Below are 22,011 nucleotides of genomic sequence, written 5' to 3' on the forward strand. Positions count from 1 at the left end.
CATGCTGATCGCGTTTCTGACAGCCCCCGAAGGGGTCGAACAGGTCGAACTCACGGAGCCGTGGAAGGCCGTGGCGGACACCGGGGACAAGCCGCAGCTGGTGTCGACGCGTCCCGGTCAGGTGCAGGCATTCGACCATCTCGACAAGGCGGAGACCTTTCCCGTCGACCAGGTGGTCGCGGACGCCTCGGTGGACGAGTTCGGCGCCCTGGTGCTGCCCGGCGGTGTGGCCAATCCCGACGCGCTGCGGCTGGACAAGGACGCCGTCGCATTCGTGAAGGCGTTCTTCGAGGCGGGCAAGCCGGTCGCGGCGATCTGCCATGCGCCGTGGACGCTGATCGAGGCGGACGTGGTGCGCGGCCGCACCATGACGTCATGGCCGAGTCTGCGCACGGACCTGCTCAACGCGGGTGCCGACTGGGTGGACGAACAGGTCAAGGTCTGCGAGGGCGCGCCCAGCACCCTCATCACCAGCCGCAAGCCGGGCGATCTCGAGGCGTTCTGCGAGGCGTTCACCGCCGAGTTCGCCAAGCTCTCCGGAGCGGCGGCGGGACGCTGATCGGACCTGTGACGGTCGACGGCTCACGACGACTTCGCAACGGGTCGCCGGGCGGGCGCGGGAGCGCCCGCCCGGCCCGCGTCCACGGCCCACGCGTTCACGGCTGCCGCGACCGGGCGCCGGCTCGGGTGCGGCCCGGCGCGACGGGGCGCTCGGGGTGGCGCCGCAGATACTCGGCCTCCAGGTCCGCCATCCGCACGTTGTGCGCCTCCAGGGCGGCGGCCGAGCCGTACAGCAGAGTGTCGTGCCGGCTCCGGTGGATGGTCTCCAGTTCCCGCAGCAGGTCCTGTTCGCCGAGTTCCGCCGGGTCGACGCCCCTGTGCCGGTGCTCGTGCTCGTGCTCGTTCTCGTTCACGGCGACCGTCCCTTCCGAGTGGTGCTGGTCGTGGCGTGTGGTGGTCGGCCTACGGGTACCCGCTCGTGACGCGATACCCGGCCTCCGAGGGAGGAAGTAATGCAGCTGTCGTTTCTCACCCCTCTCTACGAGCGTCCCGGCCCATGGGCCAGCGTTCATCTCGACACCAGCTGGGAGAACGAGGCCACGACGGCACGGCGCGAGCTCCAGGCCCGCGACGTGTGCGATTCCCTCGCCCGCCAGGGGGCCGACGACGCGACCGGTCGCGCCGTGTACGACGCGCTGATGTCACGGCCGGGGCCCACCCGCGGCGCGGGACGGGCCGTATTCGCCACCGCCGGCCAGGTGGTCCTGGATCCGCCGCTGGCCGCCCGCCCGCCGGCCCCCGTGGACGTCCAGTGGTCCGCGCTGCCGCATGTGTCGCCGCTGCTCGACCTCGCGGCGCAGGAACCGATGTGTCTCGTCGCCTACATCGACCGGCTGGGCGCCGACCTCGAGATACGCACGCCGCTCGGCAGCCGGGACGCCGGCGAGGCCCACGGCAAGGACTGGCCGATGCACCGGACCGGACGGGACGACTGGTCCGAGCGGCACTTCCAGCAGAGCGTCGAGAACACCTGGGAGGAGAACGCCGGCGAGGTCGCGGCCGCGATCGCGGCCTGCGACGCGGGCGTCCGCGCCGATCTGATCGTGCTGGTGGGCGATCCGCGCGAGCGCCGGGCCGTGCACGACAAACTGCCCCCGCAGCTGGGCGCACGCACCGTGGAGTCCGAGCACGGCGGCCGGGCCGAGGGCACCACGACCCGCCTGCTCGACCAGGACATCGAGCAGGCCCGCCACGAGCACCTGCGCCACAAGGCCGAAGAGGAGCTGAACCGGTTCCGCTCCGCCCACGACGCGACCGCCGAGGGCGTGCCCGCACTGGTGGAGGCGGCGCGTGAACACCGGATCGCCGAGCTGCTCGTACGGCCCGACGGCCCGGACACGCACCGTGAGGTCTGGGTCGGCGGCGAGGCCGACCAGCTGGCCGTACGCCGGTCCGAGACGCAGTACCTGGGCGACACGCGCCCGGCGTCGGCCCGGGCGGACGACGCGCTGCTGCGTTCGGCGACGGTGACCGGTGCGGAGGTGCAGAGCCTGCCGCCGGCCGTTGTCGGCGGCGACGACGTTCCGGCCGGCGGCCTGGGAGCGCTGCTGCGCTGGCCGTACGAGGAGATGGAACGGCGATGACCGCCGGGCGCAGCGGTGAGAAGCAGCAGCGCGCGGTGCTCCACGCGCTCCTCGACGACAACGGCCGCACCTACGCGGAGGAGGCCGGGATCAAACTCCGGGACACCCCGCAACCGCTGTACCGGCTGCTGGTGCTCGCCCACCTGCTGAGCGCACGTATCCGCGCCTCCGTGGCGCTCGCCGCCGCCCGTGAACTCGGCGATGCCGGGATGCGCAGTCCGCGGGCGATGCTGGAGGCCACGTGGCAGGACCGCGTCGACGCCCTCGGCCGCGGCGGCTACCGCCGTTACGACGAGCGGACGGCCACCCAGCTGGGCGACGGTGCGCAGCTGCTGCTCGAACACTACGGCGGCGATCTGCGCCGGATGCGGGAGAAGGCCGGCGGCGACCTCGGCGAGCTCCGCCGTCTTCTGCGGGAGGTCCCAGGGCTCGGGCCCGCCGGGGTGGACATCTTTCTGCGGGAGGTGCAGTCGGTCTGGCCGGAGGCCGGGCCGCTGCTGGACGAGAAGGCGCTCCGGGGCGCCCGCCGGCTGGGGGTCGCCGACGACCCCGGCACGCTGCTGAAGCTGGCGGACGACACCGATCCCGCGCATCTGGCGGCCGGTCTGGTGCGCGCCGCGCTCGACAAGGATGTGGCCGAGTCGGCGAAGGAACACGCGGCGGCCTGATTCCCGGCACGGCGGCAGGGGCCCCGGCCATTCCCGGCACGGCCGCAGGGCTCCGGCATGCCCCTGTGCCGTGCCGTCGGGACCTGCGCCCCGGACCCGCCTCTCGGGCGGGAGAGTCCCGTGCACCGCAGGTCTCCGGCGCGCGATCGCAGCAGCCGGGACGGGCCACCCGGGAGCCGCGCACTTCTGCCGGGCCCGGGCCGCGCGCGTAAAATCGAGCGGGCGCGATCACCACCGGTACGGTCGCCCGACTGCTCGAGATGGGGGTGGTCCTGATCATGCCAGCCCGGGGCCCCGCACCGGCGGACAGCGGGCAGCGCGAGCCGAGGACGCTCGTACTCCGCCTGAGCGAGGAGAACACCGCACTCCGCGAGGAGCTCGCCCGGCGCCATCTGACCGATCTGGCGACCGGGGTCCTGGCGGCGCAGCTGCGCACCTCGCCGTCCGAGGCCCGCGAGTATCTCGCGCGCCTTGCCGAGTCCGCGTCCCTGAGCCTCGAGGACATCGCCGCCGACCTCGTGAACGGTGTCGCCGGGACCGTTGCCGTCACCGCGCCCGTGGCCCTGGGCGACACGGCGGAGGAGGCGCACGGGGACGGGTTCCCGTCGCATGCCGAGGCGCGCAGACTGCGGCAGGTGGTCACCGCCGCCGAGGCCGCCGACACCGTGGGGACCGGCGCGGCCACGCTGCTGGAAGGCGGACTGAAGCCGCTCGGTGTGGAGTCGCTGTGGCTGTGGCAGCTGACCGGGTCCGGCTGTCTGCGGCTCGCGGGACACGCCGGGGGAAGTGCACTGGAGGCCTCGCAGTGGCGGTGGATCCCCCCGGCGGCCCCCGCACCGGTCCGCGCGGCGTTCGCCGACGGCGCGCCGGTGTGGCTGCCCGCGGGCCCGCCGGACGGCGAGATGCTGCCCGGCCCGTCCGACCGGGCGGCCCGCGCCCTGGTGCCGCTGCGGCTCCGGGGGAGGACCACGGGGCTCGCGCTGGCGGTCTGGCCGGACAGCACCGACCTGGACGACCGGATGCGTGCCGCGCTCACGGGCCTGGTCGAGGTCGCGGCGAGGCTGCTCGGCGCCGAACCGCTGCCGCCCTCCGAGGAGCCCGCGCTCGACGACCTCCTCGACGCCCTGGTGCACCCCGCGATGACCCTGAAGCGTGATCCGCAGACGGCGACGCTGCTCGTCGAGCATGTCAACGGGCCGGCGGGCGAGGCGCTGGGCGGCTCCCAGCGGGCCGTGGGGCGGCCGGTCGAGGCCGCGTTCCCGCTGATCCACGCCGACCTCGACGCCATGTCCCGGCGGGCGCACTACGCCTCCTCCCCGCAGCGGGCGGCACGGCTGCCCGCCGAGCACGGCACCGGCTCCGGCGGGCCGCTGCTGGATCTGCGGGTCCTGCCGGCGGGCCCGGACCGCAGCGTCGTGCTGTGGCACACGTACACCGACCGCCGTACGGCGGTGGGGCGTGCCGTCGGGAGGCTGCAGGGTCTCGCGCTGTTCGAGGACGATCTGGCCACGGGGCGCTCGACGTGGACGGAGCAGACGTACGCGATCTTCGGGATGGGCCGTGGCTCGACGCCGGTCCCGCTGACCGGACTGGAACCGCGCGTGCACCCCGACGACACGGGCGAGCTGGCCGAACTCCTCACCGACCTGCTCGAACGGCGCAAGGGCGCCGCCGCCGTGGTGCGGGTCGTCCGCCAGGACGGCGGCCTGCGTCACGTCCGGATCACCGCGGAGCCTCTTCTGCACGGGGAAGCCCTGTCGGGCATCACCGGCGTCTACCACGACATCTCGGCCGAGTACCACACCGAGGTCGCGCTCACGGCGACGTTCGACCAGCTCACGGCGGTCCGGGCGCAGGCGACGCTGCGGCACCGGCTGGTGCTCCAGCTCCAGCAGGCGATCGTGCCGGAGATGCCGGCGCCCGGGCAGTTGCCCGGTCTCAGCGCCGCGGCCCGCTACCGTCCGGCGGCGCAGGAGTACCGGGTGGGCGGCGACTGGTACGACATCCTGCCGCTGCCCGACGGCAGGGTGATGATGGCGGTCGGCGACATCGCCGGCCACGGCATCGACTCGGCCACCGGCATGGTCGCCCTGCGCAACACGCTGCGCGGTCTGGCCTTCACCGGCCACTCCCCCGGCCGTCTGATGGCGCTGCTCAACGAGGTGACCCTGCACACGGCCGGGCATCCCACCGCCACGGCGCTGTGCGCGATGTACGACCCGAAGGGCCGGACCCTGCGCTGGGCGAGCGCGGGCCATCTGCCGATCCTGTTGCTGCGCGGCGGCACTGCGCGACTCCTGGACCCTCCGCCGGACATCCTGCTCGGCGCCGCGCACTCGCCCGTCTACGAGGAGGCGACGACGCGGCTGGCCCCCGGTGACACGCTCCTGCTCTACACGGACGGTCTGATCGAGCGCCGCCACGACGGCCTCGACGAGGGGCTGGCCGCTCTGCGGCGGATGGCGGAACGGCTCCCGGACTGCGAGGTCGACGGGCAGGTGGATCTGCTGCTGAGCGCGGCCACCGGGGACACGGACGACGACACGAGTCTCATCGCCGTCCGCGTCCGCTGACGGGCGCGCCCCGGCGCGCACCGGCCCCCTCCCGCCACGGGCGCGCACCGCCCCCGTCCCGCCCCGGCGACGCGCCGGTCAGCGGCCCTTCTCGAGCCGTTGCCGGATCTTCTCCACGAGCTGGTCCGCGTCCACCGGTTTGGACACGTAGGCGTCGGCCCCGGCGGCCAGGGCCGACGCGCGGTCCCCCGGCATCGCCTTCGCGGTGACGACGACCGGGAGGTCCGCTGCGTGCGGCAGCCTCCTGATCTCCTCCATGGCGGCGTAGCCGTCCATGCCGACCATCATCACGTCCATCACGACGAGATCGATCTCCCGGTGGGCGCGCACCATGTCGATCCCGGCCCTGCCGTTGTCCGCCTGGAGGACGTGCACTCCTTCGTTCTCGAGCAGTTCGGTGAGCGCGAAGACGTTCCGTGTGTCGTCGTCGACCACCAGAACCGTACGGTCCGTCAGCGGCGCGCCCGTCGGCCGGTAGGGGTCGTCCCGTCCCTCGGCCTCCTCGTCGGGCGCCTCCTCGTCGGGCGCCGCCTGGGTGGAGCCGCGCCGGTGGACCGGCAGGTACAGGGTGAAGCAGCTGCCGCGGCCGGGGGTGCTCTGCGCCTCCAGCGCTCCCCCCAGCAGCCGGGCGACCTCCCGGCTGATGGACAGCCCGAGGCCGGTGCCGCCGTAGTGGCGGGACGTCGTCCCGTCGCCCTGCTGGAAGGCGCCGAACATGCTCTCGAGACGGTCGGCGGGGATACCGATTCCCGTGTCGACGACACGGAAGGCGACGACGGGCCCGGAGTCCCGCAGGAACGCGGGCACCTCCTCCCCGCGTGCGGGGGCGACCCGCAGCTCGACCCGTCCCTGTTCGGTGAACTTCAGTGCGTTGGAGAGCAGGTTGCGCAGCACCTGGCGGAGCCTGGACTCGTCGGTGGTGAGCCACTGCGGCGTGTCTGGTTCCGCGACGACCTCGAAGGCGAGCTCCCGCTCGGTGGCCACGGGCCGGAACGTGGCCTCGACGTGCTCCACCAGCCCGGTGAGCGGGAAGTCCGCCGGGTGGATGGGCATCTTGCCGGCCTCGACCTTGGACAGGTCCAGGATGTCGTTGATCAGCTGGAGCAGGTCGGAGCCCGCGGAGTGGATGACTTCCGCGTAGTCGACCTGCTTCTCGGTGAGGTTGCCCTCGAGGTTCTGGGCGAGGAGCTGCGCCAGGATGAGCAGGCTGTTGAGCGGGGTGCGCAGCTCGTGGCTCATGTTGGCCAGGAACTCGGATTTGTACATCGAGGTGCGGGAGAGCTGCTGGGCGCGGGCCTCGAGTTCCTGACGGGCCTGTTCGATCTCCAGGTTCTTGCGCTCGATGTCGCGGTTGCGGTCGGCGAGCAGCGCCGCCTTCTCCTTGAGTTCGGCGTTGGAGCGCTGCAACTCCTCCTGGCGGGCCTGGAGTTCCTTGGAGCGCATGCTGAGCTCGGCGGTGAGCCGCTGGGACCGGTCGAGCAGTTCGTCGGTGCGGCTGTTGGCGATCAGCGAGCTGACGTTCACGCCGACCGACTCGATGAGCTGGTCGAGGAAGTCGCGGTGGAGCAGGGTCGGGGGCTGTACGGCGGCGAGTTCGACGACGCCCAGCAGCTGGTCCTCGACGACGACGGGCAGCACGATCAGATGGTTCGGATCCACCCGGCCGGTGCCGGAGAAGACCGTGGCGTACCCCGGCGGCAGGTCGTGGACCTCGACGGTGCGGCGGCTGCGGGCGGCCTGGCCCACCAGGGACTGGCCGAGCCGGATACGGCGGCCCGGACCGCTCCGTTCGTCCTGCGCCCCGTACGAGGCGATCATGACGAGGTCGGCGCCCCGGTCGCTCTCCTCCGCGAGGAAGAAGCCGCCGTACTGCGCGCGGACCAGCGGCGGCACCTCCTCCATGATCAGCTCGGCGACCGCGGTGAGGTTCCTGGTGCCCTGCATGAGGCCGGAGACCCGGGCCAGATTGGTCTTGAGCCAGTCCTGTTCCTCGTTGGCGCGGATGGTCTCGCGCAGGGACTCGACCATGGCGTTGATGTTGTCCTTGAGGTCGCCGACCTCGCCGGGGGCCTCGACGGTGATGGAGCGGGTGAGGTCGCCCTCCGCCACCGCGCTGGTGACCTCCGCGATGGCCCGCACCTGGCGGGTGAGGTTGCCGGCGAGTTCGTTCACGTTCTCCGTGAGCCGCTTCCAGGTGCCGGAGACGCCCTCCACCTCCGCCTGGCCGCCCAGCCGTCCTTCACTGCCGACCTCCCGGGCGACCCTGGTGACCTCCGCGGCGAACGACGAGAGCTGGTCGACCATGGTGTTGATGGTGGTCTTCAGCTCCAGGATCTCTCCGCGCGCGTCGACGTCGATCCTGCGGGTCAGGTCGCCGCGGGCGACGGCCGTGGTGACCTGGGCGATGTTGCGGACCTGGTTGGTGAGGTTGTCGGCCATCGAGTTGACGTTGTCGGTGAGGTCCTTCCACGTGCCGGAAACGCCGCGGACGTCGGCCTGGCCGCCGAGGTTGCCGTCGGTTCCGACCTCGCGGGCGACGCGGGAGACCTCCTCCGCGAACGACGACAGCCGGTCGACCATCGTGTTGATGGTCTCCTTCAGTTCGAGGATCTCGCCGCGCGCGTCGACCCGGATCTTCTGGGTGAGGTCGCCCCGGGCGACGGCGGTCGCGACCTGGGCGATGGAGCGGACCTGGGAAGTGAGGTTGTCCGCCATGGTGTTGACGCCGGAGGTGAGCTCCCGCCACGCCCCGCTGACCTGCGGATCCCGGGCCTGTCCGCCGAGCAGGCCCTGGCCGCCGACCTCGCGGGCCACCCGGGTGACCTCGGACGTGACGAGGGCGAGTTCGTCGACCATGCCGTTGTAGATGGCGGCGATCTCGCCGAGGAGTCCGGAGTCGTACGGCAGTCGGACCGACAGATCTCCGTCGCGCACGGCGGTGAGCCCTGCGAGCAGTTTCCTGAGCCCCTCCTCGCTCAGCTCAGCGGGAGGGCCGGCCCGGGCGGGCTCGGGCGTACTGCTGGACGCGTCCATCGCAGACCTCGCGCTGTCGTGACGTACGGCGCCGCGATCTGCCGCCGTCCGAGCGGCGTCGCCCGCGGCCCTCTCCACTGTGGCACGCGGGCACCGTCACGACACCCCGGCGGCGCCGTCCCTCCGGCCGGACCGGCGCATCGCGTCGCTCGGGAGCGTGTCACGCGGGACCGCGACGGCGAACCATACGGCCTTCCCGGCCCCTCGTGGCATCCAGCCCCATTCGTCGGAGAGGCGTTCCAGCAGATGGAGGCCGTGTCCGGAGACACGGTCCGGCTGGTGCGGACCGCGGCGGACGGGCCCGGCGGGGCTGGTGTCACTCACCTGGACCCGGATCCGGCCGGGGCCGCGGTCGATGCTCAGTTCGCACGGAAAGCCACCGTGCGTGCACGCATTGGTGACGACTTCCGACACGAGCAGCAGCACGTCGTCGACCCTGACGTACCCCTCGGCCCCGGAGGGGGCGAACCACTCGTCCAGCACCTGACGCGTGAGGTCACGGCACCGGCCCACCACGCCCTGTCCGCCGTCGAGCGTGAAGCGGCGGCTGAGCCAGAGCTGCGGCTGCTCCGGTGCCTGTCCCATAACGGACCGGTGCCCCGCCGAATTGCTTCAAAGCACTTCAAAAGGGAATCATCGGTAGATAAGAGCTCGACCGACGGTCCCGCTGCAGCCGACAGCGACGGCCTCCGCCCCCGTCGAAGGAGCCTCGATGTCCAGCTCGACGCCCACCCAGCCATCCGTCGGCGCGCAGGCGCCTCGTACCGCACGGCCCCCGAACGGTCTGCCGGAGATCCCCGACCCGCGGTCCGTCAGCCCGATGGACGCCCGCGCACTGTCGACGGTGCTGTTCGAGCGGCTGGCCGTCCTCGAGGAGGGCACGCCGGAGTACTCGTACGTCCGCAACACACTCGTCGAACTCAATCTGAGTCTTGTGAAGTTCGCGGCGCTCCGGTTCGCCGGGCGGGCGGAACCGATGGAGGACATCATCCAGGTCGGCACCATCGGACTGATCAAGGCGATCAACCGGTTCGAGACCGGCCGCGAGGTCGAGTTCGCCTCGTTCGCACTGCCGACCGTGGTCGGCGAGATCAAGCGCTTCTTCCGGGACTCGAGCTGGTCGGTCCGGGTGCCGCGCCGGCTCCAGGAGCTGCGGATCGACCTCGCCAAGGCGCTCGACCTGCTGGAACAGCAACTGGGACGCAGGCCGACGACCGCGGAACTGTCCGAGTACCTCCAGGTCAGCGAGGAGGAGGTGCTCGAGGGCGAGCGCGCCTCCAACGGCTACACCGCCCAGTCCCTCGACGCCACGGTGAACGAGGAGGAGGCGACGAACGCCGTCACCCGGCGCCTCGGCAAGGAGGACCCGGCCTTCGACATCGTCGATTCCCTGGAGGCGCTCAAGCCGCTGATCGCCGGCCTGGACGAGCGTGACCGGCTGATCCTGTCACTGCGCTTCCGCGAGGAGCTGACGCAGTCCGAGATCGGCGAGCGGCTCGGCATCTCGCAGATGCATGTGTCGCGCCTGCTCGCACGCATCCTCAAGATGCTGCGCGCCGGAATCATGGACGACGCCCCGGCCCGCCCGGGCCGGGACTGAGCCACACCTCCAGCCAGACCACCTTGCCGGTGCCGCGGGACTCCGACCCCCAGCTCTGCGCCAGCCGCTCGAGGATGATCAGCCCGTGGCCGCCCGGCTGCGCGAGGTCGCTCCGCGGCCTTCGCCGCGGCCGGCGGGGGTCGGCGTCGGCCACCTCGACGCGCAGCCGGCCGCCGGAGTGGTTGAGCGTCAGTTCCTCGGGTCCGCCCGCGTGCAGACACGCGTTGGTGACCAGCTCGGACACGAGCAGCAGTACGTCCTCGACGACGTCGTGCTCCTCCTCGGGACCGGCCGCACGCCAGCCCCAGTCGGCGAGCGCCTGCTCGGTGAAGTCACGGCACCGGCTCACCACGCCTTTCGTGCCGAAGAGCGCGAGGCGGCGAGTCTGCGCCTGGCCGCCGAGGCCCGTGCTCATCAGGCCTCCCAGGGTCAGAGGGTCCGCTCGTCGGCCAGCGCTTCGTCCACGCCGGCGTACAGCCGGAACACCGCCTGCGCGCCGGTGATCTCGAACATGCGCGCCACGGGTGGCCGCAGAGCGGCCAGGTCCACGCGTCCGCCCCCCTCCTGGGCGTCAAGCCGCCCGTGCAGCAGCACGTTCAACCCCGTGGAGTCACAGAAGTGCAGACCGCCGCAGTCGACGACGATCCGCCTGGCGCCCGCCCGCACCTCCTGCGCGAGGGCATGCCGCAGGGGTTCGGCGGTGTCGTGGTCCAGCTCCCCGCTCAGGGAGATGACGACCGTGCCGCCGCGGTGCCTGGTGGCGACGCCGAACCGCTCGCCGCCGGCGGCCGGCTCCTCCCCCGATCGCCTGGTCACTCCCGAGACCATGGGCCTCCGCCTCCTCGACACTGGTTCACCGGCATTCCGACTGTCGCCCGGCTGCTACCACGGCGGCGACCGTGACTGCCCGGGGCCGTTCGGGTACCCGGCACGCGCAGCGCCACACCGCTCGGGAGGTACGCCCCGACCGATGACTTCCGCCCGGCGGACTACAAAGCCCCGAACACGGATCAATCCCCTTCAACGGGGTACGTGTCGTGTCCTCACGCCATGCGTGGGACAGCGATTTCCGAGAACTCCGAGACCGATCGAGGACGGACCGGCGATGAACCACACCCAGGACACGCCCCGGCCGGCAACTCCGCTTCCGGCCGCCGGGGCGTACGAGGGCCTCGGTGCGGCGGTGACCGGACCGGTGGACAGCGCCCCCGACGAGCTGCCACAGGACCACACCCAGGCCATCCTGCAGGCGACGAAGCAGGTGGGCGCCCTGCTCAAGGCGTCGGGGTACCCGTTCGCGCTGGTGGGCAGCGTGGCCGCCTACGCACACGGCGTCCCGACCCGGTTGCAGCACGACTCGGACTTCTGCCTGCGCAGACAGGACGCCGAGCCCGTGGTGCAGACCCTCATCGAGGGCGGCATCCAGATCGTCTCGCCGCCGGAGGACTGGCTGGTGAAGGCGAGGACCGGCGGCGAGGAGATCGACCTGATCTTCGAACTGGCCCACCGCCCGGTCACCAAGGAGATGCTCGACCGGGCCGAGGTCCTGCCGGTCGACTCCGTGCACATGCCGGTGCTCGCCCCCACCGACCTGCTGGAGAGCCGGCTCACCGCGCTGTCGGAGCACCACTGCGACTTCGGCGCGCTGCTCCCGGTGGCCAGGGCGCTGCGCGAACGCGTCGACTGGGACCTGCTGCGCCGAGAGCACGCGTCCTCGCCGATGCCGGACGCGTTCCTCTATCTTCTGGAGCGGCTGGACGTCATCCCGCCGCGGGAGACGCGGCAACCGCCGGAGTCCGGGACGTCGCAGGAGGTGCCCCGTGAAAGAACCTGAGGCATCCGAGTACCGGATCGCGCGGCTGCGCGACCGTCTCGCCGATGACGAGATCTCCGAACTGGGGGTCCAGATCGACATGCGCGGTGGATACGTGCACCTCTGGGGCACCGTCTCCACCGCCGCGTGCAGGACCGAAATCCTGCGCATCGCAGAGACCGAACTCGGCGGACTGCCGGTGCGGGCCGACCTCACGGTCGCCTCTCCGACGGCCCCCGAACGGCCCGAGGAGCTCGAGTGATCCGTGTTGCCGCCGTGGGAGACATCCATCTGTCCCCCGACAGCCGGGGCCTGCTGCGCCCGGCCTGGGAAACGCTCGGCGACTGCGCCGACATGCTGCTGCTGGCCGGGGACCTGACCCGGCACGGCACGGTCGAGGAGGCGGAGGTGGTGGCCGCCGAGATCAAGGGGCTGCCCGTGCCGGTCGTCGCCGTACTCGGCAACCACGACTACCACAGCGATCAGCAGGACGAGGTGACGGACGTGCTGGAGCGCGCCGGTGCGACGGTCCTGGAGGGCGGGAGCACGGTGCTCGACGTCGGCGGCACCAGGGTCGGCATCGCCGGTACGAAAGGGTTCGGAGGCGGCTTCGCGGGCCGCAGTGCCGGCGAGTTCGGCGAGCCGGAGATGCGGGCGTTCGTCCGCTACAGCCGCCGCTGCGCGGCCGATCTGGCCCGTTCCCTGCTGGACCTCCAGGAGCAAGGGTGCGAGGTGCGCATCGCTCTGACGCATTTCTCCCCGGTACCCGACACTCTCGCCGGGGAGCCGCCCGAGATCTTCCCCTTCCTCGGCAGCTATCTGCTCGCCGAGGCGGTCGACGAGACGGAGGCGGACCTGGCCGTGCACGGCCACGCCCACCTGGGCACCGAGCACGGGATGACCGCCGGCGGTGTGAAGGTCCGCAACGTCGCCCAGCCCGTCATCGGGCACGCGTTCGCCGTCTACCACCTGCCGGTGGCGGCGCGCATCGACGTACCGGCCATCGGCTGAGAGGTTTCGGCCCGACCCGCTCGGGCAGGTGCGTCATGTGCTTCGGACAGGAGGCACGCCCCGTGGGAGCGGATGCTCCGGGCGCGTCAGGCCCCTGTCCGTCTTCCCCGGGTGAGTGATTCCGGCACGGCAACCCCCCAGATCCCAGGGAGTCGCGACATCATGCCCACGTTCGCACACACAAAGCACTCGCATTCGGACGCTCCCGACACCGCGGAGGCCTTCCGCAGGCTGGCCGAACTCGGCGACGGGCCGGAGCGGCAGGAGCTGCGCCAGGAAATCGTGTCGGCCTGGCTGCCGATGGCCCAGCGGATCGCCGGCCGCTTCCGCAACCGGGGCGAGTCCCTCGAGGACCTCCAGCAGGTGGCCGCGCTGGGCCTGGTCAAGGCCGTCGACCGGTACGACCCCTCGCGCGGCGCCTTCGAGAGTTTCGCGGTGCCCACCGTCGTCGGCGAGGTCAAGCGGCACTTCCGCGACCACATGTGGGCGCTGCATGTGCCGCGACGTGTCCAGGATCTGCGCAACCGCGTCCGGTTCGCCCGGCAGGACCTCGTCCAGACGGTCTCGGGGCGTGCCCCGACGGTGGCGGAGATCGCCGAGCGGGCCGGGCTCTGCGAGGAGGACGCGCTGGTCGGCCTGGAGGCGCTGGAGAGCTTCACCGCGCTGTCGCTCGACGCGGAGCTGCCCGGTGCCGACGACGGCTACTCGCTCAGCGACACCCTCGGCTCGGCCGACCCCGCCCTCGACGTGCTCGTCGACCGGGAGGCCGTGAAGCCGGGTCTGCGCAAGCTGCCCGAGCGCGAGCAGAACATCCTCTACATGCGCTTCTTCCGCGACATGACCCAGAGCAGCATCGCCAGCACGCTCGGGATCTCCCAGATGCACGTCTCCCGGCTGATCAGCCGGAGCTGCAGTCAGCTGCGGAACGAGGTCATGCGGGACGAGGCGGCGCACGACAGGGTCATGAGGAACGCCGCATAGCGAGCGCCACATGCCGCGAGACGACGTCGACGGCCCGTGCCTGCGCCATGGAGAAGGCCGGCGCGCTGCCGCTGCGGAACATCGACAGCACGCCGAGGACGGGACCGGCCTCCCCGTCCGTGTCACCGACGGGCGCCCGGAGAGGTACGCACATCAGCGAGGTGACATCGGCCTGGACGAGCACCGAGTCACCGCCCCGGTCCCGTCCGAACGAGTCGAGGTCCTCCGGCCGGACCTGGAGCACGGGGGAACCCTCGCCGGCGCTCTCGACGACGAGTGGACAGCCGGCGGGGTCCTGTGCCGAGATCTTCGCGCCCAGCACGGCCGCCGCCTCGTCGCCGTCCGGTCCCAGCACAGCCGTACGGCGCAGACCGCCACCGGTCACGAGATCGGCGACGACCCAGTCGGCGACGTGAGAGGCGAGGACCGCCGCCGCCGCGGCCAGGGCCGCCTCCGGGTCACCGGCCGGTGCCCGCAGCAGGGCGGTGGTCATCGCGTCGAGAAGGTCCATCTGCGCCGCGTGGCCGGCCACCTCGGCGAGGTCGGGAGCGGTGACGCGGCGAAGCCGGGTACCGGTGGCACCCTGCCCGGGACTCCGCTCGCCCGCGCCGCCGGTGTCGTCGGCGCCGGCCGGGGCGGCGGAAACCGTGTCCGACTGAAGGACCATCAGCACGGCCGGCTGCGGCTCGTTCGGCGGGCGCAGAGCGGTGAGTGTCGCGCGCAGGGTCTCGTCCGGCTGCTGCTGCAGGTGCACCCGCAGGCTGCGTGGGCCCTCGCCCCGGGCGACGGCCGCCGCCTGCGACCGCAGCGCGGCCCGGTCGCCGGGTCTGAGCAGGCCGGACAGCGGCCGTCCTGCGGCGAAACCGGCGCGGACCCCGGTGAGGTCCGTGGCGGCGAGGTTCATGCGTCTGACCACCGTGTCACCGCCCATGAGGGCCACGGGCAGCGGAAGACGCTGGAAGAGGGCGCGCAGCAGCTGAAGCTCGGTACGGTCCGCGGCAGCGCGGGCGGGGCCGTGGCCGGCCAGCCGCTCGTACTTCGGCCACAACGTCTCCGCGACGTGCTGGAGCTCGAAGAGGGTGGCGTCCAGCAGGGTCTGCTGCTCTTCCGGCGGCAGCCCGCGTGCGGCTCTCAGTTCGCCCACCCGGCGGACGAAGTCCTCAAGGTCGTCACCGAACTCATCGATCTCCGCCATGGGAGAAAGCTATCCGACCCGCACCGCCCGCACCGCCCCGGCCAGGGGTTTGTCCCGGAACGAGACGGGCAGCCGCATCGGCGGGAAGGAGAACGCACATGCTGACCCCGCCGGATTCCTCCGTGGATCCCGCGGCCACCGCACGGGACCTCTCGGACTTCAGTGAAGCGGCGATGCGCTGCGTGGACTCCTGTTGCGGCGCCGCCATCACGGTCGCCGACGGCACGTCCGAGCGCCGTGCCGCGGCCACGCATCCAGATCTGACCACACTGCTCTCGGTCGAGTTCGACTCGGGCCAGGGGCCCACGTCGAGCGCTCTGGATGCGGGCGAGCCCGTCGCCGCCGCGGATCTGCTCGACGAGGAGCGCTGGCCCGTCTACCGCGCCGCGGCCCTGGATTCGGGCATCCGCTCCAGTGTCACGATGCCGTTCCGCCGCAGCGAGGTCGAGGTGACGCTGAGTCTCTACAGTTTCCGGCCGGGAGCGTTCGCGCATCCGTCGCTCCACCCGGTCGTCGTCCTGGGCGAGCAGTTCGCCCAGCAGCTGGTGCGCGACCACCACTACCGGGCGGCTCTCGCCCAGGTGAACCAGCTCGAGACCGCCCTGGACTCGCGCGCCGTGATCGACCAGGCGAGCGGCATCCTGATGCACGCCCTCGGCTGCGGCCCCGCGGAGGCGTTCGACATCCTGCGGCGCTTCTCGCAGCGGACCAACCGCAAGCTGAGCGCCGTGGCCGAGGAGATCGTCCGCAGCAGGGGCCGCAGCCTGAAGGAACAGCAGCGCACAGAGTGACCCCATAGGGGCGAATCGGCTTATTCCGCAGCTTCGGTGGGGAACCCTGACCCGCATGGAACGACGCGGGATGCTCCGCCCGGACGCCACACTCCCCGCCGTCGCCCAGGGATACGCCTGGCTGCCCGACCTGAGGCGACTCAACGGCGGCGGCCCGGTCCGCACCCGTCTCATGGGACACCCGGCGATCGCCCTGCACGGGCCCGAGGCGGTCCGCTTCTTCTACGACGAGGAGCACATCGAACGCCGCTCCGCGCTGCCCGGGCCCGTCCTGGACACCCTCTTCGGCCGGGGCGCGGTCCACACCCTCGACGGGCCGGGGCACCGGGCGCGCAAGGCGCTCTTCGTCTCGCTGCTCAAGACCCCGGCGTCGGTGGGCGACCTCGCCCGACGTGCCGGTGCCGAATGGGACGAGGCCGCCGCGCAGTGGGGGCACCGGCGGCGGGTGGAGCTGTTCACGGAGGCAAGCGTGGTGATCACCCGCGCGAACCCGTCCGCCGGACGGGTGGGCACCCGGCCCAGGCGGATCGACAGGTCCTGCGGCGGCCTGCGCGCGCCGCGGCCGCCGGCCGCCGGCTGACGCACGCGGTCCGTCCGGGCGCCGCGGCGTCGGGGCGGGGCCGTGGAGTCGCCGGCTCCCCGCCTCTCCCCGCCTCCACCGGGGGGATGGAACAGTCAGCGGACGGGATTCCTGACGAGCGGGGTCCTCCCCCACAGCCAGTCGCGCAGCGCGGCCAGCCGCGGCCGCTTCTCCCGCCGTTCCCGGGTGTGGCGGTCGAGTTCCTCCATGAGGCGCCGGGAGCGGTGGTCCATGTCGAGCTCGTCGAGGATCCGGTCGACCTCGGTGAGCAGCGCGCCGTGCAGCTGCCATTGGCGCGGCGACTCCTGGATTCCCTGGAGGAGCAGTTCCGCGGCGTTGTCGCGGCTGGTGCGGGCGGCGGCGAGCTCCCCCGTGAGCCGCTCCTCAGCGGCGTCGGCGCTCTCGCTGGTCTGGGTGGTGACCAGGACGGCGAAGCTCACCAGGGTGTCGGCGATGTGCGCGAGGAGTTCCTCGAGGGCGACGCCGACCTCGTGGCCGAACAGGTCCTCGTCCCGGCGTTCCTTGGCCAGGTCCGTGATGGTGCGGGCCAGGACCCGCAGCACGACGGCGCAGATCTCCAGCGTGTCGAGGCCGGTGCGCAGCACGATGCGGTGCAACAGGCCTTCCTTGACGCGCGGATTGAAGCGGAGGCTGTCCTCGGCCTGGCGCAGGGCGGCGTCCACGTCGGCGATGTCGTTGTCGAGCCTGCGGGCCTCGTGGAGCCGGGCGGCCGCCCGCTCGACGGGGGTGTGGCTCGTCAGCTCCTCGCCGATGTGCAGCAGAAGCTGCCTCATGCGCCGCCCGAGACCCTCGATCGAGTCCCCGGCCGCCTCGACCCACACCGGCGGCACCAGCAGGATGTTGAACAGCAGCCCCACGACGGCGCCGATCAACGTCTCCAGCACCCGGTCCCAGGCGGCGTCGCCCACCTGTGTCACGCCGAGCACCAGCATCGCGCTGATCGCGACCTCGGGGACGAACTCGTCGACGCGAACGAATCTGCCGACGACCAGGGAGGCCAGGATGATCAGCCCGAGGCTCCACCACGACAGTCCGACCAGTGCGCTGAAGCCGATGGCGATGAGCACGCCGACGACCACGGAGTTGACCCGGCGCACCCCGGTGGTGAGCGTGGCGTAGAGGGTGACCTGGACGACGAGGAGCGCGGTCAGCGGTGCGGTGAGCGGGGGGACCTGGCTGTCCACCACCTGCAGGGCGACGACGTAGGAGATGGTCGCCGCCGCGGCGGACCGCAGAGTCTGCACCACGGCCGGTTCCTTGCGCCGGCTGACGATGCCGGCCACCGGCGTTCGTAGCCTCGAGCCAACCTCAGACACCTCGGTCCTTCCCCGCTCCCTCGCCCGGACGCCGTGGCCGGTTCCGCCCGGTCCCCCTCAGCGCCCGCCGGATGCCGCGCCCTCGCCGACCGCCTGTGCGCCCTGCCGGATACGGCGGCCCACGTACGTCTCCGCCGCGAGGAGGGCTTCGCGGGCCGTGCGCTCGCACATGAGCACGCACAGTGTGTATGCCGTGTCCTCGAACCGCCTCCGGGCGGACTCGTCGTGGGGAGCGGCGAGGACGTAATGTTCCTGCGCCCGGTAGCGGGCAATCAGCCTGGTGATCACACTCGTGTCGGGCATCAGCATCGTGGTCTCCCGGTTTATGCGGCCCCCTGACACGGCGGAGCGAGGTCCGTCCGGTGCCTCATTGTGAACCGGAGCGGTCGAGTCCGCCACACAGCTGGCTACTGTAGGTAGTCGTCGGTACGGGCAGGGGGCACGGCGCGCCGGAAGCCCGCTTTCAGGGGGTGCCGAGGGCGTCACAGCGGTGCCCGCAGGCTCGTGGAGCCGTTGCGCCAGGCCGCCAGCAGCCGGTCGCCGAGCCGGTCCTCGACCCAGTTCGTGGCCGCGACGCCGAAGGCCATGTCGGGGGCGAGCGACGGCTCGTCGGCCAGCAGCCCGCCGATGACGTCCCGGCGCACGATCTGCTCGTGCACGGCGTCCGCCGTCACGTGTTCCGCGTAGAAGTGCTCGGCCGCCGGCCCCGCTCCGGTGCGGCGCATCGCTTCCGCGAGCCGCCGTGAACCCGGTGAGGACGTCACCTCGACCGTGGCGAAGTGCCCCACCAGGGCGCCCCGATGGGCACGGTGCAGCCCGAGGAGCGACATCAGGTTGACGGCTGCGAGCATCTCGGCCGGGGCGGCGTCGAGGTACCGGCCGTAGGCGGTGTCGAGGCCGAGGTCCGCCATGAGGCCGGCGAACAGCCGGGCGTGCACCCGCTCGGCGCGTCCGCCGCCGAACTCGTCGAACGCCACCGCCACGAAGGCCGCCTTGGCCCTCCCGCGCAGTCTCGGGATGACCCAGGCGTGCGGGTCGGCCTCCTTGAGATGGTAGAGGGAGCGCTGGGCCGCGTACTCGCGCAGGTGCCACAGCTGTCCCTCGTCCCTGAGGAAGTACGACACCCCGGTGCCGTCGACGGGTTCGACGAGCAGTTCGTCCAGTGCGTCGTAGACGCCGGGGTGACCGGCGGTCCGTTCACGGAGCGCTTCGAGGAAGCGGCGTTCCATCGCCGCGCGCAGGCCGAGCAGCCCGGGCTCCCACTCCCAGGCCGCCTCGACCCCGCGAAAGCCCCGGTAGTGCAGCTCGTAGCAGAGGTAGAGGGCCAGCTGCAGATCGTCACCGAAGGGGTCGGCGCCCCGGGCGCCGCCGGGGTCCGGCACGGGGCCGCCGGCGGCGCCGCGCAGGGCCGTCAGCACTCCTTGCGAGAGCTCACCGCGTGCGCCCGGCAGTTCGCCCTCCGGGCCCGTCCGTGGATCGGGCGTACGGTCCGCCATCGTTCACCTCCTGCCGCGCCGGCGGTGGCTGGTGTCGCACCACGGGTACGTCCGGCTCCGCCGGCAGGTGCACAGGGCCACGGCGAACCGGTCGGACCGCACGGTGGTCCCGTCGTCGAGCACGACCTCCACGGGGCCCTCCACGAGCATCGGGCCCTCCTTGGTCACGGTCACCCGGCAGGGGGCCGGGGCCGTTCGTTCCTCAGACTCGTTCGGCACGGACGACCACCAGCTCTTCCTTCTCCTCACCGGGAGCGACCAGCCCCCGGCGTTCGAGCCAGTCGGCGCGGGAGCGCAGAACGGGCCCGAAGGGAACGACCCGGCGTTCCATGACGGCGGCGTCGAGTCCGGCGCCGCGCAGCCGGTCCAGGGTGGCCCGGACCCCGCTGAGCGCCGAGTGGACCAGCAGCAGAGCACCGGACGGGTGCAGCAAGCCGGCCGCGCCGTCACAGATCCGGTCGAGCACCGCCCTGCCGTCGTGTCCCGCGTCCCAGGCGACGGCCGCACCGTGGCGCGGCACCCCGGCCCGCGGCGCGGGCACGTACGGCGGGTTGCACACGATCAGGTCGAAGCGCCGGCCCGCCGCCGGGGCCAGCAGGTCGCCGTGCAGCACACGCACCCGCTGACCGGCGCGTGCGGCATTGAGTCTGGTGGCCGCGACGGCGCGCCAGGATCTGTCGACGGCGGTGACACGGGCCCCGCGGCGGGCGGCGGCCAGCGCCAGGACTCCGGTGCCGGTTCCGACGTCGAGCACCTCGGCGCCGGGCCCGAGCGGTTCGCGTTCGAGCGCGTCGGCGAGCAGAAACGTGTCGCTCTGCGGGGCGTAGACCCCCGGGGCGAACACGAGCGCGTCCGCGCTCGTGGTCCGGTCCGCTCCGAGCACACTGGACATCGGCGGCTCCCTCGGCTGTCGGGCGGCCTTGGCTGCCGCCCGTTCTTGATCCCGGGTGCCCGCCGCCGCGGATTTCATCCGTTTCGGTCCCGGCGGCCCGGGGACCCGGGAATCGGCCGGCACGTTCCCCGGAACCCACGGAGTCGCTGATGAGCGCGAAAACAGGACTGCGGGTGGTGGTCACAGGGGCCACGGGAAACGTCGGCACCAGTGTGGTCGGGGCACTCGCCGCGGACTCTCGGATCGCTTCGGTCCTCGGTCTCGCACGCCGCGTCCCCGATCTGGACTTCTCACGCACGGAGTGGGCGTCCGTGGACCTCGCCCGGGAAGACGCGGGCGAGACGCTCGTACGGCAGCTCGACGGCGCGGACGCGGTGATCCACCTCGCCTGGCGGTTCCAGCCGACGCACTCCCCCGTCACGACCTGGCAGACGAACGTCCTCGGGTCGCTGCGGCTCTTCGACGCGGTCGCCGAGGCGGGGGTGCCCGTCCTGGTGCACGCCTCGTCGGTCGGCGCCTACTCGCCCGGCCCCAAGACGGGTACGGGCGTCGACGAGTCCTGGCCGGCACACGGCTGGCCGGACGCGGCCTACTGCCGGGAGAAGGCGTATGTGGAACGGGTGCTCGACGCCTACGAACTGCGGCACCCGGAGACACGGGTGGTACGGATCCGCCCCGCCTTCATGTTCAAGGAGACCTCGGCGAGCGAGCAGCGCCGGATCTTCGCGGGCCGGTTCCTGCCCGGCCCGCTGCTCAACCCGGCGCTGCTCCCCTTCGTGCCCGACCTCGAAGGGCTGCGCTTCCAGGTGATGCACACCGACGACACCGCCCGGGCCTACCTCATGGCCGTCCTCCTCGACGCACGCGGCGCGTTCAACCTGGCCGCGGAGCCGGTGATCGACGCGGGGATCCTCGGCGAGCTGCTGGGGGCCAAGGTGGTGCGGGTGCCGCAGCGGGCGGTGCACGCCGCGCTGTCGGCCGCCTGGAACCTGCGTGCCGTCCCGGCGTCGCCGCATCTGTTCGACGCCCTGCTCCGGATGCCGGTGATGAGTACCGCACGGGCCCGGGAGGAGTTGGAGTGGCAGCCCCGGCACACGGCGACGGAGGCGATCGAGGAGTTTCTGCGCGGGGTCCGCAAAGGCTCCGGCGAGCGGACGGCCCCGCTGGCAGGGCACCGGGCGCACTGAGCGCGACCGGGAAAATGCGCCGGGATCACGCCGGCCCGGCGAAGGGACTGTCGTCGATCTGGGCGAGCAGGTCCGCCGGATCGTCGAAGACCGCCGCCGCCCCCGCGGCCTCCAGTGCGGTACGCGGGATACCGCCGCAGAGCAGCCCCACGGCCCGCACCCCGGCCCGGGACGCGGCCTGCATGTCCCACACGGTGTCACCGACGAACACGGCGTCCGACGCCGGTACCCCGGCCAGGGCCAGGGCCTGCTCGACCGGCTCGGGTGCGGGTTTCCCCTCCTCCACGTCGTCGGCGCTCGCGGTCGCGCTGACGGCGTCGTCCGCGTCGATGGCCCGTCGCAGCGCCGCGAGCTCGGATCCGCCCGCCGAGGAGGCGAGCACCACCCGCCAGCCGTCACCGGCGAGGGCGCGCAGCAGGTCCCCGGCCTCGTCGAAGGCCGGCAGCCGGTCGAAGTACGTCGCGTAGAGGGCTTTGTGCGCGGCCTCGAGGGCGCCGTCCCGGCGGGTGTCCCGGTCGTCCCCGAGCAGATGGGCTACCAGGTCCCGGCCGGGCAGTCCGACGGAACGGTGGATGTCGTGCATGGCCACGCGGTGGCCCGCCTGGCGGAAGGCCTCCCACCAGGCGACGACATGGAGGTGGTTGGTGTCGGCCAGTGTCCCGTCGACGTCGAACACGGCGGCGCGTGCCATGGCTGCAGGTCCTTCCGGT

General features: G+C 72.5%; 24 protein-coding genes. 12 read left to right on the forward strand and 12 right to left on the reverse strand.

The features are described from left to right. Position 1: 1 nt before the first annotated feature. A complete protein-coding gene (locus OGH68_RS01735; RefSeq protein WP_264241465.1) occupies positions 2 to 559 on the forward strand; it encodes a type 1 glutamine amidotransferase domain-containing protein in 558 nt (185 codons plus the stop codon). Positions 560 to 656: 97 nt separating this feature from the next. Here OGH68_RS01735 and OGH68_RS01740 read toward each other — a convergent pair whose 3' ends face one another. Next, entirely contained in the window at positions 657 to 914 is a 258-nt protein-coding gene (locus tag OGH68_RS01740; protein WP_264241466.1) for a DUF6158 family protein, read from the reverse strand. A gap of 99 nt (positions 915 to 1,013) precedes the next feature. Here OGH68_RS01740 and OGH68_RS01745 point away from each other — a divergent pair, with 99 nt between their 5' ends. The 3 genes from OGH68_RS01745 to OGH68_RS01755 all read left to right on the forward strand — a co-directional run bounded on the left by OGH68_RS01745 (position 1,014) and on the right by OGH68_RS01755 (position 5,385). After that, entirely contained in the window at positions 1,014 to 2,144 is a 1,131-nt protein-coding gene (locus OGH68_RS01745; RefSeq protein ID WP_264241467.1) for a Vms1/Ankzf1 family peptidyl-tRNA hydrolase, read from the forward strand. Continuing rightward, positions 2,141 to 2,812: an endonuclease gene (locus OGH68_RS01750; protein WP_264241468.1), complete on the forward strand. Its 672-nt coding sequence runs from the start codon at positions 2,141 to 2,143 to the stop codon at positions 2,810 to 2,812. Before OGH68_RS01745 ends, OGH68_RS01750 begins: the two co-directional genes overlap by 4 nt. 278 nt (positions 2,813 to 3,090) lie before the next feature. Continuing rightward, the gene (locus tag OGH68_RS01755) at positions 3,091 to 5,385 is read left to right on the forward strand and encodes a SpoIIE family protein phosphatase (protein WP_264241470.1); all 2,295 of its coding nucleotides are present in this window, start codon (positions 3,091 to 3,093) and stop codon (positions 5,383 to 5,385) included. A 78-nt stretch (positions 5,386 to 5,463) separates the two neighbouring features. Here OGH68_RS01755 and OGH68_RS01760 read toward each other — a convergent pair whose 3' ends face one another. Continuing rightward, entirely contained in the window at positions 5,464 to 8,418 is a 2,955-nt protein-coding gene (locus OGH68_RS01760; RefSeq protein WP_264241471.1) for a HAMP domain-containing protein, read from the reverse strand. A gap of 96 nt (positions 8,419 to 8,514) precedes the next feature. Further along, complete coding sequence (locus OGH68_RS01765) at positions 8,515 to 9,003, reverse strand: ATP-binding protein (protein WP_264241472.1); 489 nt, start codon at positions 9,001 to 9,003, stop codon at positions 8,515 to 8,517. A 127-nt stretch (positions 9,004 to 9,130) separates the two neighbouring features. Between OGH68_RS01765 and OGH68_RS01770 the strand changes: the two genes are divergently transcribed. Beyond that, positions 9,131 to 10,018 (forward strand): SigB/SigF/SigG family RNA polymerase sigma factor, encoded by an 888-nt coding sequence (locus OGH68_RS01770; RefSeq protein WP_264241473.1) that lies wholly within the window; start codon positions 9,131 to 9,133, stop codon positions 10,016 to 10,018. Here OGH68_RS01770 and OGH68_RS01775 read toward each other — a convergent pair. After that, complete coding sequence (locus OGH68_RS01775; RefSeq protein ID WP_264241474.1) at positions 9,981 to 10,433, reverse strand: ATP-binding protein; 453 nt, start codon at positions 10,431 to 10,433, stop codon at positions 9,981 to 9,983. The genes OGH68_RS01770 and OGH68_RS01775 overlap by 38 nt on opposite strands. 14 nt (positions 10,434 to 10,447) lie before the next feature. After that, positions 10,448 to 10,846 (reverse strand): STAS domain-containing protein, encoded by a 399-nt coding sequence (locus tag OGH68_RS01780; RefSeq protein WP_264241475.1) that lies wholly within the window; start codon positions 10,844 to 10,846, stop codon positions 10,448 to 10,450. A gap of 277 nt (positions 10,847 to 11,123) precedes the next feature. Here OGH68_RS01780 and OGH68_RS01785 point away from each other — a divergent pair, with 277 nt between their 5' ends. From OGH68_RS01785 to OGH68_RS01800, 4 genes are all read left to right on the forward strand, one after another. Next, a complete protein-coding gene (locus tag OGH68_RS01785) occupies positions 11,124 to 11,852 on the forward strand; it encodes a nucleotidyltransferase family protein (protein ID WP_264241476.1) in 729 nt (242 codons plus the stop codon). Further along, entirely contained in the window at positions 11,839 to 12,093 is a 255-nt protein-coding gene (locus OGH68_RS01790; RefSeq protein ID WP_264241477.1) for a BON domain-containing protein, read from the forward strand. The genes OGH68_RS01785 and OGH68_RS01790 overlap by 14 nt, the downstream gene beginning before the upstream one ends. Beyond that, a complete protein-coding gene (locus OGH68_RS01795) occupies positions 12,090 to 12,842 on the forward strand; it encodes a metallophosphoesterase family protein (protein ID WP_264241479.1) in 753 nt (250 codons plus the stop codon). The genes OGH68_RS01790 and OGH68_RS01795 overlap by 4 nt, the downstream gene beginning before the upstream one ends. A gap of 162 nt (positions 12,843 to 13,004) precedes the next feature. Then, positions 13,005 to 13,823, forward strand: coding sequence for a SigB/SigF/SigG family RNA polymerase sigma factor (locus OGH68_RS01800; protein WP_264241481.1), 819 nt, complete (start codon positions 13,005 to 13,007; stop codon positions 13,821 to 13,823). Here OGH68_RS01800 and OGH68_RS01805 read toward each other — a convergent pair. After that, positions 13,804 to 15,018: a PAS domain-containing protein gene (locus OGH68_RS01805; protein ID WP_264241483.1), complete on the reverse strand. Its 1,215-nt coding sequence runs from the start codon at positions 15,016 to 15,018 to the stop codon at positions 13,804 to 13,806. The genes OGH68_RS01800 and OGH68_RS01805 overlap by 20 nt on opposite strands. 98 nt (positions 15,019 to 15,116) lie before the next feature. On the opposite strand from OGH68_RS01805, the gene OGH68_RS01810 reads away from it, so the two are divergent. Continuing rightward, the gene (locus OGH68_RS01810; protein WP_264241484.1) at positions 15,117 to 15,809 is read left to right on the forward strand and encodes an ANTAR domain-containing response regulator; all 693 of its coding nucleotides are present in this window, start codon (positions 15,117 to 15,119) and stop codon (positions 15,807 to 15,809) included. Positions 15,810 to 15,864: 55 nt separating this feature from the next. Continuing rightward, positions 15,865 to 16,389 (forward strand): hypothetical protein, encoded by a 525-nt coding sequence (locus OGH68_RS01815; RefSeq protein ID WP_319020172.1) that lies wholly within the window; start codon positions 15,865 to 15,867, stop codon positions 16,387 to 16,389. Positions 16,390 to 16,484: 95 nt separating this feature from the next. On the opposite strand, the gene OGH68_RS01820 is transcribed toward OGH68_RS01815, so the two are convergent. The 5 genes from OGH68_RS01820 to OGH68_RS01840 all read right to left on the reverse strand — a co-directional run bounded on the left by OGH68_RS01820 (position 16,485) and on the right by OGH68_RS01840 (position 20,114). After that, the gene (locus tag OGH68_RS01820) at positions 16,485 to 17,693 is read right to left on the reverse strand and encodes an FUSC family protein (protein WP_264241485.1); all 1,209 of its coding nucleotides are present in this window, start codon (positions 17,691 to 17,693) and stop codon (positions 16,485 to 16,487) included. 90 nt (positions 17,694 to 17,783) lie between these two features. Continuing rightward, positions 17,784 to 18,035: a DUF5133 domain-containing protein gene (locus OGH68_RS01825; protein ID WP_264241486.1), complete on the reverse strand. Its 252-nt coding sequence runs from the start codon at positions 18,033 to 18,035 to the stop codon at positions 17,784 to 17,786. A 173-nt stretch (positions 18,036 to 18,208) separates the two neighbouring features. Next, positions 18,209 to 19,222 carry an iron-containing redox enzyme family protein gene (locus OGH68_RS01830; protein ID WP_264241487.1) on the reverse strand — a complete coding sequence of 338 codons (1,014 nt, stop codon included), beginning with the start codon at positions 19,220 to 19,222 and terminating at the stop codon, positions 18,209 to 18,211. A gap of 3 nt (positions 19,223 to 19,225) precedes the next feature. After that, a complete protein-coding gene (locus OGH68_RS01835) occupies positions 19,226 to 19,441 on the reverse strand; it encodes a CDGSH iron-sulfur domain-containing protein (RefSeq protein ID WP_264241488.1) in 216 nt (71 codons plus the stop codon). Further along, on the reverse strand, positions 19,425 to 20,114 hold the full coding sequence (locus OGH68_RS01840; RefSeq protein ID WP_264241490.1) for a HemK2/MTQ2 family protein methyltransferase: 690 nt from the start codon (positions 20,112 to 20,114) through the stop codon (positions 19,425 to 19,427). The genes OGH68_RS01835 and OGH68_RS01840 overlap by 17 nt, the downstream gene beginning before the upstream one ends. A 149-nt stretch (positions 20,115 to 20,263) precedes the next feature. Here OGH68_RS01840 and OGH68_RS01845 point away from each other — a divergent pair, with 149 nt between their 5' ends. Next, complete coding sequence (locus OGH68_RS01845; protein ID WP_264241491.1) at positions 20,264 to 21,301, forward strand: NAD-dependent epimerase/dehydratase family protein; 1,038 nt, start codon at positions 20,264 to 20,266, stop codon at positions 21,299 to 21,301. A 25-nt stretch (positions 21,302 to 21,326) separates the two neighbouring features. Here OGH68_RS01845 and OGH68_RS01850 read toward each other — a convergent pair whose 3' ends face one another. Next, positions 21,327 to 21,992 carry an HAD family hydrolase gene (locus OGH68_RS01850; protein ID WP_264241492.1) on the reverse strand — a complete coding sequence of 222 codons (666 nt, stop codon included), beginning with the start codon at positions 21,990 to 21,992 and terminating at the stop codon, positions 21,327 to 21,329. Positions 21,993 to 22,011 lie beyond the last annotated feature (19 nt).

It is taken from the genome of Streptomyces peucetius (assembly GCF_025854275.1).
Lineage (GTDB): Bacteria > Actinomycetota > Actinomycetes > Streptomycetales > Streptomycetaceae > Streptomyces > Streptomyces peucetius_A.

Bases quoted from the DNA above. Each gene is read 5' to 3' on its own strand.
- OGH68_RS01735 (WP_264241465.1), top strand. From the start codon at position 2: ATGCTGATCGCGTTTCTGACAGCCCCCGAAGGGGTCGAACAGGTCGAA.
- OGH68_RS01745 (WP_264241467.1), top strand. From the start codon at position 1,014: ATGCAGCTGTCGTTTCTCACCCCTCTCTACGAGCGTCCCGGCCCATGG.
- OGH68_RS01750 (WP_264241468.1), top strand. From the start codon at position 2,141: ATGACCGCCGGGCGCAGCGGTGAGAAGCAGCAGCGCGCGGTGCTCCAC.
- OGH68_RS01755 (WP_264241470.1), top strand. From the start codon at position 3,091: ATGCCAGCCCGGGGCCCCGCACCGGCGGACAGCGGGCAGCGCGAGCCG.
- OGH68_RS01760 (WP_264241471.1), bottom strand. From the start codon at position 8,418: ATGGACGCGTCCAGCAGTACGCCCGAGCCCGCCCGGGCCGGCCCTCCC.
- OGH68_RS01765 (WP_264241472.1), bottom strand. From the start codon at position 9,003: ATGGGACAGGCACCGGAGCAGCCGCAGCTCTGGCTCAGCCGCCGCTTC.
- OGH68_RS01770 (WP_264241473.1), top strand. From the start codon at position 9,131: ATGTCCAGCTCGACGCCCACCCAGCCATCCGTCGGCGCGCAGGCGCCT.
- OGH68_RS01775 (WP_264241474.1), bottom strand. From the start codon at position 10,433: ATGAGCACGGGCCTCGGCGGCCAGGCGCAGACTCGCCGCCTCGCGCTC.
- OGH68_RS01780 (WP_264241475.1), bottom strand. From the start codon at position 10,846: ATGGTCTCGGGAGTGACCAGGCGATCGGGGGAGGAGCCGGCCGCCGGC.
- OGH68_RS01785 (WP_264241476.1), top strand. From the start codon at position 11,124: ATGAACCACACCCAGGACACGCCCCGGCCGGCAACTCCGCTTCCGGCC.
- OGH68_RS01800 (WP_264241481.1), top strand. From the start codon at position 13,005: ATGCCCACGTTCGCACACACAAAGCACTCGCATTCGGACGCTCCCGAC.
- OGH68_RS01805 (WP_264241483.1), bottom strand. From the start codon at position 15,018: ATGGCGGAGATCGATGAGTTCGGTGACGACCTTGAGGACTTCGTCCGC.
- OGH68_RS01810 (WP_264241484.1), top strand. From the start codon at position 15,117: ATGCTGACCCCGCCGGATTCCTCCGTGGATCCCGCGGCCACCGCACGG.
- OGH68_RS01815 (WP_319020172.1), top strand. From the start codon at position 15,865: ATGGAACGACGCGGGATGCTCCGCCCGGACGCCACACTCCCCGCCGTC.
- OGH68_RS01825 (WP_264241486.1), bottom strand. From the start codon at position 18,035: ATGCTGATGCCCGACACGAGTGTGATCACCAGGCTGATTGCCCGCTAC.
- OGH68_RS01830 (WP_264241487.1), bottom strand. From the start codon at position 19,222: ATGGCGGACCGTACGCCCGATCCACGGACGGGCCCGGAGGGCGAACTG.
- OGH68_RS01840 (WP_264241490.1), bottom strand. From the start codon at position 20,114: ATGTCCAGTGTGCTCGGAGCGGACCGGACCACGAGCGCGGACGCGCTC.
- OGH68_RS01845 (WP_264241491.1), top strand. From the start codon at position 20,264: ATGAGCGCGAAAACAGGACTGCGGGTGGTGGTCACAGGGGCCACGGGA.
- OGH68_RS01850 (WP_264241492.1), bottom strand. From the start codon at position 21,992: ATGGCACGCGCCGCCGTGTTCGACGTCGACGGGACACTGGCCGACACC.